Consider the following 15929-nt stretch of genomic DNA (forward strand, 5'->3'; position numbering starts at 1 on the left):
TACAACTGTGAAGGGGTTCGGCTATTTGTTTTACGCTTTACTTACAACAATCTCTTCGTCCACAACATCTACATGGACTTCTTCGATTTGGTCTTCTTCCAAAATTACGAAAGTGCTAGGTTCTTAAACAAATACGAATTCAATTATTGTTAGGTGTCTGTGCGAAGCACATTTATGACATTTGCTAGAATTCATTAAATAACAAAAAGGAAGACTGCCCAGTATTGATAGGACTGACTTCCGCTTTTTTGGTTATAGTGAGTGATAGTTGAATGTAAATAAGAAGAGAGCCAATTCAACGCTTCATGGTAACTAGTGATCTGAACATGGCATTCCGAATATTTGAGACCATAAATGATAGAGGGGCAAAGCTTCAGCCAGAAAATCTGTTGAAAAATACTCCGGAACTTATCGGACGGAAGCAATATGGACCCGTTTCGCCAAGTAGTTAATGAATCTTTTTAGTTCATTTTCTTTTTTAAGAGAAATCAGTTCTTCTTCAATTGTCTCTCTAGCAGTAAGCATGTTAGTTTGGGATGTAGTGACTGAGTTCCCAACAGGTTTATTATTAATTAGTTCGGTAAAAAAGTAGTTATCCTTGTCATGATGTTTCAAGCGATTCATCCAAATGATATCACCATCATCATTAGGTGTTTTTTTATAAAGGTAGGGTGAATATAGACCGATATAGTCCGTATCATTATCCTTATTAAATTCCGCTATCGCGACGGCAAAAATCAAAGAAAGCGTAGTAATGCTTTGTTGTCCGCCCACTACTACCTTCCTTGCTTTGCCTTCTGAAAAAACCATACTGCCGATAAAATAGTCCTGTGATTGATCTTCATCCATACTTTCTTTAATATCAGTAATTAAATCTTTAATATTATCCTTAGACCAAACGTAGTTTCTCTGAAGTACAGGTATTTCATAATAATCTTGTCCATTCAATAATCTTTCTATATTAACTAAATCGTATGAATATTCCTTGAATTACTCATATCAATTGGCCTCCTAAATCACAACAGCTACCGCCCATGCGATACGTCCTATTGCTATGAAGATCATATCATACATCATTAGTTGGGATCGATAGAAAGCTAAGAATTTGTTTGTAAGAATTACAGTCAGGATGAGCCATCTTGTGGGGTGTACAACTAAATTGTGAGTACGACAACCTTTTCCACTTGAGCTCCGTTAAACCTCTATTATTAATCGTTCTTTCTCTTCTTCCACCATCAAATATAACTGATGCAATGCCCTACTGGTTGCAACGTAAGCCAATTTGCGATCGTCATCTGTCGGTTGGTAGTCACTGAATCGGGTAATGACGACCGCTTCAAATTCGAGTCCCTTGACGGCGGAAGGAGTGGTGATTACTACCTTTGTATCCGTCGGCAGCTCCCCTACAGTCTGAATAGCAACGGAAAAATAGGGATCGATCATATAGTGGTACTGCTCGATCATTGATTCGTCCTTTACAATGACGGCTACCGGCTCAAACTGGTGATCGTAGATAGCTTGTTCCAGGATCGCAATCAGTTCTTTCTCTTCTGTATCGAACTTGAACTCCTTTAGCTTAACCGGTTCGCCGTCACGGAAGGTCTCTGTCGAAAGCATATATTTTCCGCTTGCAAAAGGCTCAATAATCTCATTGCTCACCTCAACGATTTGGGCTGTAGAGCGGTAAGTGGCTTTCAATTCGTGCAACGAAAGGTCACCAATCAATTCACCGAGCCCGTTCCAGTCCTGCAGAGTACTTGCTCGATTTAGGTTCTGTCCGAGATCTCCTATGAGCATAATGCCATTCTTTCGGGTGAGTGCATGTAGTTCCGTGATTTCATATGGCATATAATCCTGCGCTTCATCGATGATCAAATAGGATAGAAGATGATCTTTCGGAGCGCCATGCAAAAGCCTGTTTATATGCAATAATGCCGGTAGATCTTCATAATACATCTCAACCTTATTCCAATCTACTGGCAACACCCCTTCGTCTTTAGCCATTTGAACCGCAATTTCATAACATTCCAAGAGATCCCTCTTCAAGTTCTTTTTAACGTAGTTCAGCAGAGTTTTCTCGTCCGCGTCGGAGAGGACACTTTCTTCTTCAAAAACAAACCTTGGATAGTCATTGCTGAAACTGTGATTGATTTTGTACTCCCTTTTTAAAGCTCCAATGATTTGCCGGTAATAAGCACGCTCGATTTCCGCGAGGCTTTCATTGTGCAAAGCCTCGTGGAGCATGGCTTTCCGTGTGTCGATGAAGTCCAGCTTTTCCGCAGGAAACTTTTGTAGCAGTTGCTCCTGCAATTTTTCGAGCTGCGCTTTGAGAGCAAGGTCCTGCATCAGATCAGCTGTATTCAATACCTCTTTCTGCTGCGAAGCGATATGCTTTAATATGACCACTTCCCGCTGTTCCCGCATCTTCTGCTTCATCTGCTTTAGCCAGGCATCCATAATGAGTGACTCGTCCATCACTCCAAGAGCACGTTCCTTCACATTGGCACTGTGCTCCTCCATTTTCAGCTGGACAGCATGCTGAATCGCTGCAAGGAATTGGCGACGACTCTCCTCCATCTTCTTTTTCATCTTGGTGGAAGCATCTTTAGCATAAGAAGCCGCATCTTGCATCCACTTTTCTCCCAGTATGGTAATTTGCTCAGACATAAAATTGGTTTGGAATAAAGGCAGATTGGAAACTTTCTCTTCCTCCATCCCTTTCGCCTGTTCCCGTACCCATTGCTTCCATTCACGAGATAATTCATTCTGCTCCTTCATCTCTCTTTGTAGACTCTTCAGGAAGAAGTTGAAATAAAGGTTTTCTCTTTCTTTCAGCGGCAAGTCAGGGTATTTTTCCATTTCACTTAGGATTGGCAAAATCGGAACGGTAGTTGAGCCTACTAAAACCGGTGTTGCCCATGTCCGCAAATCATTGAATAACCCCATAGTCTTTCTTTGCACAATCTCCCGGAATTCCAAGGAACCTTTCGCTTTAATGAGTTCAAGACCCTTAACGCTATGCCGCTTCATACCCGCCGGTGATAGTCCAAGTATATCGCAAGCCATGTTGAGGAATGTTGTCTGTTTAATGCCGAAGTCCCCTAGCGAAGGGAGTACGTTTTTGATATGGGCTAAAAACGCTTCATTCGGCCCTAAAATAGCTACACGCTCCGGAGATAGATTTTCGTATTTGTATAACAGATAGCTTAATCGGTGAAGAGCAATTGCAGACTTCCCGCTTCCTGCCGAACCTTGGATAATGATTGGCTTTGTCATAGGAAGTCGAATAATTTCATACTGCTCACGCTGCAATGTCGCGACAATTGCCTGCATGTCTACTCCACGTTTATCCGACAGCGCGGACACCAATCCTTCGTCTTGGAAGTATTCGCTTGATGCCGTAAGTGGCGGGTGAAGTGCAGCGATTTTCCCATACCGTATATCAATTTGCCGGATATAATCGACGATAACATCACCAAGCGTCTTATGAGAAATCGGTTGACCGACTGTACGCAAATAATAGAGCGAGGCCGCTTCCGCTTTCCAGTTCGTCACATATCCATCGATGCCTTGTTCCCCGATATACATCGATTCCATACCGTTCATCGTGACAAAATCGACACGCGCTACAAAAGGGGAATCTTCAATTGCTTGTAGGCGGCGATTATGTGCTTGCGAGCGTTTCCGGATAATCCCTTCTGCATATGCGGATGCGTAGTCCACCGAATATGTGCTGTCGAACTCCACTTTCCGGATTGGTCGCATTAAAGACTTTAATTTCCTAAGTACTTTCTGCAAAAAATCATACTCTGATTTGTCGTCACGCGGTAGGAATGAGGACTCACTATAGGACGGGAATGAAGGAGCTTTTATGATTTCGGGCACTTTGGCTTCTTCTAGAGTAGACATTGTCGTCAGCAACACATCAGACATTGTCTGCAACATCTGCGTTTCATCGACTTCCTTCTCAGCAAGCATTGGTTGATCATTTTCCCGTGCTTTCGGTAGAACGTCTGGTGTTGCGAGGATTTCATTTTCCTCATCTTCCAACTCAAGCTGCACAGCAATCGTTTCTTCAAGATTGGCCAATGCAATGCTATTCTTTTCTTCACTATCGTGATAGATATTTTCTAGACTTGCTAGTTCATCTATGGCGGACGCTGCATGCTCATGAGCAACAGATGCTGGGTTCTCTACCTCTTTTAATAACTGCTGTAATTGTTTATATTTCTCTTCCTTTTCATCTAACTCCTGAGCCAGGCGGTGGTTTTCCACTATTCGCAAAGTATGGCTCATCTGCAAAACTACATATCGTTTCTCTAGTTCCGTATGTACAGCTGCTGGCGTACTCGACTGGACTTCCACCTCGAGTTTGTCCGCCTTCGCTTTTAGCTTTTCTGCTGCAACCTGCATAAGTTGGAGCCGTCGCTCTAAAAGCTCTGTTTCCTTTTTCGCCTGTTCATAGACATCCTTTGAGACATGCTCCTGACCAACCGTTTTCAGCCGCAGCGCCAACCTCTGAATCTGATCGTCTTTCTGGCCAAGCTCTTCTTGTGTCGGACGCATTGTGAGTTCTGCATTATTTGCTTCGAGCAGACGGATGATTCCTTTCAAGTTTTCTAAATCCATGCTTTGCCGGTTGGCAACTTCCTCAACTCTCATTTGATCGGCAATCAGTTGCCTGTTCGTTTGCTCTTTCAGATCCACTTCCTGTTGCAGCTGATAGATTTGCTGCTCCAGTGTGCGCATGTCCGCATCCATAACCGAATGGACATTTGCTGGCTGGCCTTCCACTGGCTTTTGTTCTGCTATCTGGTGTAGCTTAGATGTATCGTCACTCTTAGTAGATAAGAACCTAAATAACTTCATTTCCCCACCTGCTTGTATTCTATTAGCCCGATTTTTTATCACTAGACGCATCCTACATTATACCCGATTAAATGATGGGAATCTTTAATTTTCAGCAAATAAAAAGCCTGAACAGGTGTCAGGCGCTTCTCATCCACTATTGTTTATATTCTTCTAACTCCTCGTCAATTTCATCTTTCATCCCATACTTTGTTTTTATTGCTTCCTGTTTGACGCAGATCCTCAATAGCCCGCGCAATTCCTTCACGCACAGCCACATACTCCCTTTTACGAATTAACTCGTCCATCGCCGTTTTCAGCTCATCGGCATCCTCCATATCCTTAACAGGAACAGCTCTCTAATAAAACCGTGTATAACGTCTTCCTTCTTCATAAGCAAGCGCCCGCACAGGAATGCCTTGCTGCTCCAAGCTTTTCAGTAAACGGTTTCTTTCCAAATGCGGCAGCGGACCCACTTCAACAATCAACCGAACCGTCGAATTACGTCTTTCAAACCAGGCAATGAGCGGATAGCCAAGCCAATACTTCTCTGTTACTTGGTAGTCCAAAGGCAGTTGTGTCCACTCCCGCTCTACAAAACTCGGAAGACTCGGATGGACATAGTAATAGTCAGAAGGAATACGTTGTTCATTCGCAAACATTGTAAATGCCTGTTGCATTGGCGATTGTGCTCGGACTTCAGTAAGTTCAGGAAACTCTAATGGAGTGCTATATTCGTCCCCCATCAAAACTGCATCGTTGATTAATCGTAATAGGGACTGGAAGGAATCTTTCTCGTACAGCTGCAGCATCACGAATCGACATCCTCCCACGAAGTCGGGTGATCAGCATCCATATAGATCCTTGTATACTGCCTGCCTTCTTCAAAAGCCAGCACCTTCACATCAATTCTCCGTGCTTTCAACGCTTGTAAAAGACGGACTCGATTCTCCAGATGTAAAGGAACCACCTCTACCTTCAGTTTCAACCGGTCATTCGATTGTTCAAACCAAGCAATCAGTCCCTTATTCATCCACCAATTCTTACGTAAGTCGTTCTCGTCAAAAAGCTCGTCCCACGTTTGCTCGATGAAGTTCGGCAAACGGAAATAGGGTGTGGACAAATGTTCCAGCCAATCCAACTTCCGGGCAAATCGAATAAAAGCCTCCCGCAAGAAGCTGTTCCCCACCTTCACAATGAAGTCAATCGTTTCTTTATATTGACTGTAAATATGGTTCAATTCATTCGTAAAGCTGGTTTCCTCCCCACCCTTTCCCTTTTCTACTGCTGAAATGAGATCGACAGCTTCCTTATGATTTTTATAAAGAGCCATTCCCATCTCATTTAATTCATCATTTTGAACCAACTGATCCTCCAAGATGTAGATGTAATAGGAAATGAAAGAATGTACATCTGGATGCATAAAGACTTTGTTTGCTTCCGTCAGATTGTTGAGGTTGTCCAACACATCCGAATAGCCGAGCATAAGATAGTCCTCATGCGTAGGCTCCTCATCCTGCAACGTCAAAAAAACGGAATGATTTTATAACCTTCATATGCCGTTCGTACAAACTTGATATATCCCTCAAATACCATAAACTCATATTTTCATTAATAAATTCGGCTATTTCTTATAACTCCGGACAATCGGTCATTTTTTATTAAATTCGTGATCCAATTATTATATTGTCGATTATAGCGTAAGGCGACAACCTGAAGCTGAAAGCAACCTTGTTCCAACTTTGATACAGTTTATTCAATTATGAAACTGACAAAGCATACGGAGTCCCTGGTTAGTAATCCGATTGTTGGATTCGATAAGTTCAATCGTACTGCACTTTAGATCTCTGGGTCTCATAAAGTTCCCTCCAAAACATAGATGGATTTTTAGAGAAGGTTCTTAAGCCGTATTTGGTTTGACTAGTTATCCTTTCGGAACGTAACAGATAACATACTCTCTTAGCACGCGTGATGGATACGAAAAAAATACGGCGTTGCTCATTTAATTCTTTCGGTTTGTCTACTGTGGAGTAAAACGGGAAATTGCCTTCTTCCATTCCCAAAATGATTACGATTTCAAATTCCAGACCTTTTGAGCTATGTCTCGTTGATATTGTTACTTGATTCTCCGATTTACCAAACCGAGCAAATCTACGTAAATCAAATTCTTGGAATTCACCATTTTTTATTTGCTCTTGAAAAGATAGGATATATTCAATTTCATTCTGATGTTTTTGGGAATTTGCTACCATGTATCCTAATTTAAGATTTTCCGACAAATATATAAACCATAAATGTAAGTTGTCTTGATACTTGATACTTTCTTTTAACAGTGAAAAAAAGTACTTTCTTTCAAATAGTCTATCTTCATCTGTTAAAGTTCCTTGATGATTAGATAACAAGTTTAACCAAAAATCGGATATGTCCGTGAATGGAACGCTTGAATTGTCTAAAATCCAAGTAGCACATTCTTTCAGCCATACAATGATTTTACTTTTTAATAATTCGTGCTTGGCTACATAATGGGGGATATTTGCTTCACCCATGACCGCGCTTAATGATTTTATTTGATTTCCAGTTCCGACAAGAACACAGATTTCTTCTAAAGGAATATTATTGGCAATACAATCTGGAATAATAGTATTAACTACATACTCATATTGTTCATTCATTTCACTTTCACAAGTGATAAAATGAAATTCAGCTTTTTCGCCTATCCTTGTGCCAGCTTTATATTCCCTATCATCCAAATTTAATGCAATAGAAGCAGCATCGATGATTTCTTGGTTACTTCTATAATTTGTTTTAAGGTCAACAGACATGATATTTGGGTTATCATACAGTTCTAATAGATAGTCGGGAATTGCCCCTTGAAAACCATATATTGATTGGTCAGGGTCCCCAACTGCGAATATTTTAATGTTTGTTTTATGAAAAAGCGTCAATACCATCTCATGTAAAGGTTTTCCTAAATCCTGATATTCATCAATCAGAATCCAAGGAAACTTTGCTTCAAGGCACTTTCTCACGTATTCTTTTTCCTGAATAAACTTTGTAGCCCATTTTATTATTTCAATAAAATCAACCTTATTCATTGCTCGTAGGCGACCTTCAAATATATGTGCAACCCTATTAGCAAAATCATTTGGTTCATGTTCGACTAAACTATCACCGCTAATTACCTGGTTCCGATATTTGTCCATAGCTTCAATTTTTAATGTACTCTTCCCTATTCCAAGCTCGTCAATTATATCGTTGAATAGTTTTGTTCTATCTGTCTTAGAAATGATATTTAACGGTAAAGAAATATCTATATCGTAAAGGTGCGCAAAGGGTATAATCACTTCCGCAATACAAAAAGAATGAATGGTATCGAGTACAACATTTGGTCTTTTTTGATAACCAAAGGATTTTAGTCTTTCAGTAAATTCCTTGGCCGCCTCATTACTGTAAGTAATACAAGCAAGCCCTCTAGGTGCTTTGATTTTATTGCCTAATAAGTCCATAATTTTCAAAGTAAGGACTGTTGTTTTTCCACTCCCTGGTCCAGCTTTTACAACGGTGCTTATATTGGATTTAAAGGCAGCATATTGGTCAACGTCATTCTTTATATCTTCAAGCTTTTGTGCATATAGATCCATCATAAATCATCTACTTTTGTAAAGATATCTTGTATTGCCTCTTCAATATAGGGTGGAATATTTTCCTTAGTACATTCTGTTGAAAGTCCTTGAGCGAATCTGCCTTTCCCAATAAGGGAATGTCTGCTTTCAATTTTATTTAAGCAAGCTACGTATTGTTTACTTTCAATTGCATTTTTAAAGTTCTCTTTTTGCTTTTCTCCACCTGATGTTAAGTCGTTAAAAATCCGAACAAATACTTCGCAAGCATCTTTATCATCAGAAATTTCCATCATGTCGATTTCCAACGTATGCATACCGATAAAGAAATTGAATTGCTTGTAAAACTCATCTTCTTCGTCAATTTCAGTTGGGATATCTGACTCCTTAACTTTGCATAAATCAACTAAAATTTTACGAGTTCTTTCCAGCCCGTCATATCCATTAAATTCATGACTTTCTTCGAGTACCTGACCAAACTTCCTATCAGAAGAAACACTTTCCCTAAAATAATAATCTCCATCTGTAATAACTACATATGGAATACCTAGTGCATCAAGAAATTGAACGTATGGTTTGAAATTAGTGGAGTTTATGTTACAACATATAATGCCCTTTTTATCTAAGGGCATATGTAATGCTTCTGCAAAGGTCGGTATTAAATATTCTTCTGCTACCCCTTCTACAAGGATGACACCTTTCCCAAAGTAAATCTCACCTTTTTTCACATCAATATATCTTGCTAAATCTTTACTATCCCTATCATTTAATTGTAAAGAAGCTGTGGTTTTAACATTAGTTCCACTCCCCATTGCACGAAGATGAACAATAGAATCAATTGGTGCAACGGACGTAATATGAGGAGAATGGGTGGTCATTAGCACTGATGTGTTTTGTTGCATCACGTCCTTGAAGATTAGCCGTTGCAAAGCAGGGTGTAGGTGTGCTTCTGGTTCTTCGATTGCTAATATTGTAAACCCTTTATTATCCCCAAAATATGAGTCCATAAAGGTATACAATAGACCTTGGTTTTCGGGTGATATGTCTTCTATTAGAATGTAATTTTTATTTTCATTTTGTATGTAGCATTTATTTAAGATTTCGCTATCTTCTTCCTCCAAAATTTTCAAATAGTTATCAGCCTTTATAATAGCTGGGATAGTTTTGTCTTCTAAAGATAGTAAAACTAACGAGATATAAAGGATATTATTTAATCCTAGACTCGAGTCACTTATTTGTCGTTTCCCTTGCCCTATCAATATCTTTAATGTATTTAGAATACGATTAGGGTCTAAGTCCATAGTCTCAAGTGATATAGATGAATCAATTTGCTGGCCAATAATAGTAGAAAATCTACTGTTAATACTATCAGTTAGATGCCTTAATTCATCTATTGATAGAACTTCATCACTTGTTGCCTTTAATCTTGTAGCAATATCAGTTAGTTCTTCTTTTCTTATGTCATAGTTTTTGAGAAGCTGATTTACAGGAGATTTACGCAAGCTTTTCATCTCTGCTTCTACATCTCTGATAGCTGGAATGACTTTTAAATTTAAATATTTTCGGTGATAATGCGTAAATGGAATATCCTCTTTGTTTCCTTGAAATATTCGATATTGATATTCGTAGGTACCATCGTTGTTTTGTGTTGCATAAAAGTGGTATGTTAATCTTATTGTTGATGGATTATCTGATATTGTCGCATCACATAGAGTTGATAATAAGACCTTGTTATGATCGTATCCTTGAATATCAATAGATATTTTAACTTCTTCACCATTATCCATTGGGGACTGAATACCTTCATAGAAATCAGAGTCTGCCAAGAAGCGATCTTCGTCAGATAATCTTGGATCAAGTATTAATTGAATTGCCCTTAAAAAGTTTGTTTTTCCAATATTGTTTTCTCCGATTATTACTTGTTTATGAGACATATTAACATCAACGTGTCGGAAGTTTCTAAAGTTACTAATTTGAACCCTGGATATGTAAGGTGCATTAATTGTTTTCATGAATTATATAGCCTCCATATATCATCTTATTAAAATGACTTTCACACCTTAGATACAGAATTTGCTACCATTTTCTCATTCCCAACCGGTGTAGTATAGTACCGTTGTTCAATCCCCCATAGTAAATGTTTAAGTTCGTCTTCGTTCTTTATATTAAATTTTGATTCTTCTTCATCGAAGGAGAGCTTTTCACTACAATAATCTTTTATGTATGAATAGATTGTACTCTTCTCCCTTGTTGAAAATCCCCTAATTGTTTCCATAGCTAGTGCTATTCTTTTTCTGTTTGCTGTTTTTACTTGTAATGCATCATAACCATCTTCTAGTTCAATAAAGTCACTTTTTAAAAACTCCTCTGTTTCCTTTTGTGTGGCTTCCTTATAAAGTTCAATTATGCCCTTAAAAATCGAGGTAAGCGATGAAATATTTTTAAAATAAAGCGTATCCTCTGACTCTTCATAAATAGCATCGGGAATTTCATTAATAACTATTATAGGAGACTGATTTTCGATTACTGGTTCACCAATCTTAAACCACTTTTTATTAACAATTAATGATGGTGTGATTTTTTGAAAGTAATAGACTCCTTCTTGGTATGAGCATAAAAAAAGTAAATTCTTAATATCAATAGTTCCCATCTGATCATAATCAGTAGAGATAAATTCTCGTTTTAAAAACTCTATACAGTAATCCTCGTTTGAAAAATCCGGTATATAAAACCATTCATCGTCTTCTAATTTATAGTCAGAATTGTACGTTTTAGGGTTATCCAGGTCTTCCGGCAATTCAAAAACTTTACCTGATAAAACCCTGTAAATTTTCCCTTCTCTTCCTTTGGTACTAGCAACTAAATAATTCATATGTTTCATCCCCCTAAGTCAATAAAAGTAAAATCATTGATTCTTCTCAATTCCGGTAAACTAATATCATCAGGATTTTTAAGAGATTTTCGGGTAATTAGGAATATTTTAGTTCTATTAACTGTTGTCAAGTAATAGAAATGATATCCGAGTAACAAAAATAATGGGTTAAAATAATGGGTTTGAGAAAAGAATGTAAACAAAAGCAATACTAAGAAAATAAAAGTCAAGGTTTCAAAGTTTGTTATACTGAGCGCCACAAAAAAATAGCCGAGATAACTTGGCAAAAAGCTGTTATTCGCTTGTTCCACTTCAATTATTTTAGATCTTTTAATGGTTTGTTCTTGTCCGTTTTCATTCCTTACTTTCTTTTCAGTTCTTTCTAGACTATCCTTGGCTAATAACTTAGCTAAAAGGAGACTTATAAAAGTAAATGCTATTGGCAAACAAAAATACAGCGCATACGAGGCAAAATCCGGTACAAAGGATAGTTTATCATGCCATTGTATTGTTACTTGTTCTTTTACAAGAAATATCACAATTATTAGTGATGTGGAGTTGAAGGTAAGAAACAATCTATAAAAAAGATTTATGAATAACAACCCCCTTCTTACAATGAATAGTAGTTCAAATAGCATAATTTTTCAATCCTTTACACTTGTAATGGAAGATTTCCAATACATTGGACACAGATAAGTTACTATAACTTCAAAAATAATTTTTTTGGTAAGGTTAAAGCCAAAAGTTTATTGATAGCAAGCAGATCTAACTATGCTAATAAGATGCGCCCCCTCATTTTTTTCAAATAACAGGCACTTCATGTTACTATATAATCTAAAGGGGGAGATTCAAATTGCATTTAATAACATTCGGTCAAACATCAATCCCCTATGAGATAGTCAGGAGCAATAAAAGGAAAACCGTTTCGATTACAGTTGATATAGATGGGGTTAAGGTAATTGCTCCTATTGATGTAGAAATTGAAAAAGTTCAAGATGTCGTGAAGAATAAAGTGATTTGGATTCGGAAACAGTTACTTCACTTTGAAGAAATTAATGATTATCGACATCAGCGATTATTTTTATCAGGTGAAAAGCTTCCGTATTTGGGGCGGCAATATCGTTTAAAGGCGATATCCAATACAGAAATAACAGTACCAAACTTCAAATTTTCACAAGGAACATTTTTGGCGGAAGTACCAGCTACAATAAATAAAGATCAATATCGTGACGCATTGTTTCCTTTATATGAGGATTGGATAAAGACTAAAGCGCTGAAATATGTAAATAATCGAATTTCGCGTTATACAACTATTCTTCAAATAACCCCTTCAACTATTTCAATAAAAAATCAGGAACAACGATGGGGGAGTTGTACACCTAGCGGAAAAGTGTTATTAAATTGGCGAATTTTCTTAGCACCTGTTTCAGTAATTGATTACGTATTAATCCATGAGCTAGCGCATTTAAAACACCTTAATCACTCTACTCAGTTTTGGGAAACAATTAAAATGTTGCAGCCCAATTACGAAGAGAAAAAAGAATGGTTACGTATTAATGGGCCTTCCCTTTATATTTAACTTGAAACAGTATATAAAGAAATTGGCGAGAATCCCGCCAATTTCTTTTTTGTTTAACTGAACAATTATTTCTTCCCATATTGGTTCTCCGCCAATGCTAGGAAATAACCTGTTAACATTGAGGCGTCACTCATGGACATTTTTTCTCTAAGTAGCTTTACTTTTAGATCAGCTGTTAATTTGCGCTTAAAATCGGTTTTGGACGACCAATCACTAATAGGGGATACAGTTTCATCTATGAATTGATGGACGTCAACGGCAATATCTTTTAAGTTATATGTCGCGCTTTCTTCATGGACTTCCAGCAGCTTGTTGTAATACGGCTCTTGTAAACTTGTTAAACCACTTTCCGTCTTTCCGCTAACTTTCGTCATGATTGCTTCTCGTGCTTCTTCTAGCTTTTCTAACAGTTCAAAAATTGTCATTTGACGTTCTTTATACTTTTCGATAAGCTGTTCCACTTTTTCTTTTAATGACGTATAGAAAACTTTATCTTCATCTATTCGAATGGAGATTTCCTTTTTAATAGCGTGTTCCATTTGAGCTGCTTTGGTTTCGGGCTTCACGTTCTTTTCTAGTTCCTCTTTAAATGATACGTCTAAAATAGAAACGGGGTCACGGGCATCAATGCCTTCTGAGTACAAATAGTTCTGTACAAGGCGGCGTACCTTTTCACCACATTCGGAAATGTCCATCCCATCATCAATAGCAAAACGAGACTTCGCCAGCTGACGAATAGCACCTAAGTGTTTCAAATCGCCCGTAAAACGCTCCGCCTTTGGACTCGGCAAGACCTTGTCCATGCTTTGTGCAAAACGCTTATACGCGATATCAAAATCTGCCCGAACATCTTCATCTGTTAAACGTAAAATGGCTGCCTCTAAATCGGTTGTTTTCACACCATCAAAATAACGAAGCGCTGCACGATGGCGTTGCTCTAAGCGAGGTAGCTCATCATCAATGGATTGCAAGGCGCCTTTTACATCGTTTGCACTGAAAATTTCAAGTGCTTGGTCAAGGAAGCGGGACACGCCAAAATAATCAACAATTAAGCCATATGATTTATTATCATCATATTTACGGTTTGTACGTGCAATCGCTTGTAATAAATTATGCTCTTTTAACGGCTTGTCTAAATACATGACCTGCTCAATAGGTGCGTCAAAACCTGTCAGTAACTTATCACAAACGATTAACATCGCTAAGTTATCTTCGTCCATTGGCTTTTTGAAGCGTGCGATCAAGTTTTTTTCTTCCTCTTTAGAAATGTGATAGTTGCGCATTTCCTCGGAGTCATTTTGACCCGCAGAAAAAATGACTGCTGTTTCAAACTGTCCTGCGGCGAACTCATCAATGAGCTTTTTATATTCAACTGCTGCATAACGTGAAACAGCAACAACTTGTGCTTTATAGCCATTCATCAGAATTTTGTTTTCATAATGGCGCACCATATCTAGCGCAATTTCACGCATACGGTCTGGTGATGTTAACAGTAGCTCGTCGTTTACATACTTTTGCTTAATCTTTTCACGTGTTTCCTCGTCGTATTCATGGAAGGAACGGGAGAACAATTCATCTAATGATTCGCCCTTTACGTGTAAGTTCGGCAAGCGTGATTCATAAAAAATGGCCACCGTAGCTCCATCTTCAACTGCTTGCTCAATTGTATATTTATCAATGTAAGCACCAAATTTACCTGTTGTTGAACGCTTTTCTTTATCAATCGGCGTACCCGTAAAACCTATGAACGTAGCATTCGGTAAAGCTTTCCTCATATTCATTGCCAAACCTTTATATTGTGAACGGTGTGATTCATCAGTCATAACAATAATGTTTTGTGATTCCGAGATGACCGGGAACTGCTTATCCTCATCACCTTGAAACTTTTGAATAAGCGTCATGACGGTACTCCCTGCACCTTTCGCGAGCTGCTGCTTTAAATCTGCTACAGATGCGGCTTGCGTTGGGTTCGGGAAGCCTGACTGTGTAAAGGTTGTTGTAATTTGCTCGTCTAAATCTTGACGGTCCGTTACAGTGACAAGCATTGGATTTTGCAGTTCCGATTGACGGCGAAGCTTCATCGCTAAATACACCATCGTAAGAGACTTACCAGAACCTTGGGTATGCCATACAACACCACCCCGAAGTGCTGGTTTGTCCTCCGTCAAAATACGGTCAATCGCCTTATTTACTGCCCGATATTGCTGATAACGAGCTAGTTTCTTTACCTTGCCATCAAAGACAATGAAATTCCTCATTAGATCAAGCAACGCTTCTTTACGAAGCATCCCCGCCACCAATACCTCTTGCGCACGTGTAGAACCTACTTCTTCTACAGTCAGAGGATAGGGGTCCTTCCATAAACCGTAATGCTGCGCCTTTGCAAATATCGTCCCAGCTCTTGCACGATCACGACTTGTGACGATTAACATTTGGTTATACCAAAACAGCTTGTCGTTCGTTTGCATATAACGCTCAAATTGACGTACACCTTCTGGCAACTGCTTATCTACCTGTATTTTTGGACTTTTACATTCCACAAGCACTAACGGTAGCCCATTAACAAACAAAACAATATCAGGACGAATTGTGCCATTTGCGTTTTCAATGCTTAACTGATTCACAACAAGAAATTCATTGTTATCTGGATGTTCAAAATCGAACAATGTTACGGTTTGATTTTTCTTACCGCCACCGACATCCTGTAATACTGAAATTCCTTGCCCAAACAGCCATTCAAAAATCGTTTTATTGGCATGCCACGTATCCTCTGCCTGAAGCGAAACAAACTGCTTTACAACCTTTTCAACGTTCGCATCATTTATCCACGGATTTAATGTACGAATTGCCTTAGAAAAACGCTGCTCAAGTACGATTGCCGCCTTTGAGGAACGCTCCACCTCAAGCACTGGCCCTTGCATATGAAGATAACCATAGCCTTTCAGCTGCTCAATAAAAGGTAGTTCTACCTCGGTATATTCTAATCCACTCATCTACATTCACCTGTCAT

The 15929-nt window shown here is 38.6% G+C and carries 10 protein-coding genes; 1 reads left to right on the plus strand and 9 read right to left on the minus strand.

The features are described 5' to 3' along the window. Positions 1–408 precede the first annotated feature (408 nt). The 8 genes from MHZ95_RS00185 to MHZ95_RS00220 all read right to left on the minus strand — a co-directional run bounded on the left by MHZ95_RS00185 (position 409) and on the right by MHZ95_RS00220 (position 11978). The gene (locus tag MHZ95_RS00185) at positions 409–948 is read right to left on the minus strand and encodes a DUF262 domain-containing protein (RefSeq protein ID WP_239388257.1); all 540 of its coding nucleotides are present in this window, start codon (positions 946–948) and stop codon (positions 409–411) included. A gap of 246 nt (positions 949–1194) precedes the next feature. Beyond that, entirely contained in the window at positions 1195–4869 is a 3675-nt protein-coding gene (locus MHZ95_RS00190) for a 3'-5' exonuclease (RefSeq protein ID WP_239388259.1), read from the minus strand. A 338-nt stretch (positions 4870–5207) separates the two neighbouring features. Beyond that, complete coding sequence (locus MHZ95_RS00195; RefSeq protein ID WP_239388261.1) at positions 5208–5663, minus strand: hypothetical protein; 456 nt, start codon at positions 5661–5663, stop codon at positions 5208–5210. Then, positions 5660–6334, minus strand: a complete 675-nt coding sequence (locus tag MHZ95_RS00200) for a hypothetical protein (protein WP_239388263.1) — start codon at positions 6332–6334, stop codon at positions 5660–5662. Before MHZ95_RS00200 ends, MHZ95_RS00195 begins: the two co-directional genes overlap by 4 nt. 337 nt (positions 6335–6671) lie before the next feature. Next, entirely contained in the window at positions 6672–8489 is a 1818-nt protein-coding gene (locus tag MHZ95_RS00205) for an ATP-dependent helicase (protein WP_239388265.1), read from the minus strand. After that, the gene (locus tag MHZ95_RS00210) at positions 8489–10480 is read right to left on the minus strand and encodes an ATP-dependent nuclease (RefSeq protein ID WP_239388267.1); all 1992 of its coding nucleotides are present in this window, start codon (positions 10478–10480) and stop codon (positions 8489–8491) included. The genes MHZ95_RS00205 and MHZ95_RS00210 overlap by 1 nt, the downstream gene beginning before the upstream one ends. A 41-nt stretch (positions 10481–10521) precedes the next feature. Further along, positions 10522–11340 carry a hypothetical protein gene (locus tag MHZ95_RS00215; RefSeq protein WP_239388269.1) on the minus strand — a complete coding sequence of 273 codons (819 nt, stop codon included), beginning with the start codon at positions 11338–11340 and terminating at the stop codon, positions 10522–10524. A 5-nt stretch (positions 11341–11345) separates the two neighbouring features. Beyond that, positions 11346–11978: a hypothetical protein gene (locus tag MHZ95_RS00220; RefSeq protein WP_239388271.1), complete on the minus strand. Its 633-nt coding sequence runs from the start codon at positions 11976–11978 to the stop codon at positions 11346–11348. A gap of 215 nt (positions 11979–12193) precedes the next feature. Between MHZ95_RS00220 and MHZ95_RS00225 the strand changes: the two genes are divergently transcribed. After that, positions 12194–12919, plus strand: a complete 726-nt coding sequence (locus MHZ95_RS00225; RefSeq protein WP_239388273.1) for a M48 family metallopeptidase — start codon at positions 12194–12196, stop codon at positions 12917–12919. A gap of 65 nt (positions 12920–12984) precedes the next feature. Here MHZ95_RS00225 and MHZ95_RS00230 read toward each other — a convergent pair whose 3' ends face one another. Then, complete coding sequence (locus MHZ95_RS00230; protein WP_239388275.1) at positions 12985–15912, minus strand: type I restriction endonuclease subunit R; 2928 nt, start codon at positions 15910–15912, stop codon at positions 12985–12987. Positions 15913–15929: the final 17 nt, after the last annotated feature.

Origin of the sequence: Sporosarcina sp. ACRSM (assembly GCF_022346545.1) — a bacterium.
Classification (GTDB): Bacteria; Bacillota; Bacilli; order Bacillales_A; family Planococcaceae; genus Sporosarcina.

What these genes read in the sequence shown, in the direction of transcription:
- MHZ95_RS00190 (WP_239388259.1), bottom strand. Translation starts at nt 4,869, where the DNA reads ATGAAGTTATTTAGGTTCTTATCTACTAAGAGTGACGATACATCTAAG.
- MHZ95_RS00200 (WP_239388263.1), bottom strand. Translation starts at nt 6,334, where the DNA reads ATGCTCGGCTATTCGGATGTGTTGGACAACCTCAACAATCTGACGGAA.
- MHZ95_RS00205 (WP_239388265.1), bottom strand. Translation starts at nt 8,489, where the DNA reads ATGGATCTATATGCACAAAAGCTTGAAGATATAAAGAATGACGTTGAC.
- MHZ95_RS00210 (WP_239388267.1), bottom strand. Translation starts at nt 10,480, where the DNA reads ATGAAAACAATTAATGCACCTTACATATCCAGGGTTCAAATTAGTAAC.
- MHZ95_RS00215 (WP_239388269.1), bottom strand. Translation starts at nt 11,340, where the DNA reads ATGAATTATTTAGTTGCTAGTACCAAAGGAAGAGAAGGGAAAATTTAC.
- MHZ95_RS00220 (WP_239388271.1), bottom strand. Translation starts at nt 11,978, where the DNA reads ATGCTATTTGAACTACTATTCATTGTAAGAAGGGGGTTGTTATTCATA.
- MHZ95_RS00230 (WP_239388275.1), bottom strand. Translation starts at nt 15,912, where the DNA reads ATGAGTGGATTAGAATATACCGAGGTAGAACTACCTTTTATTGAGCAG.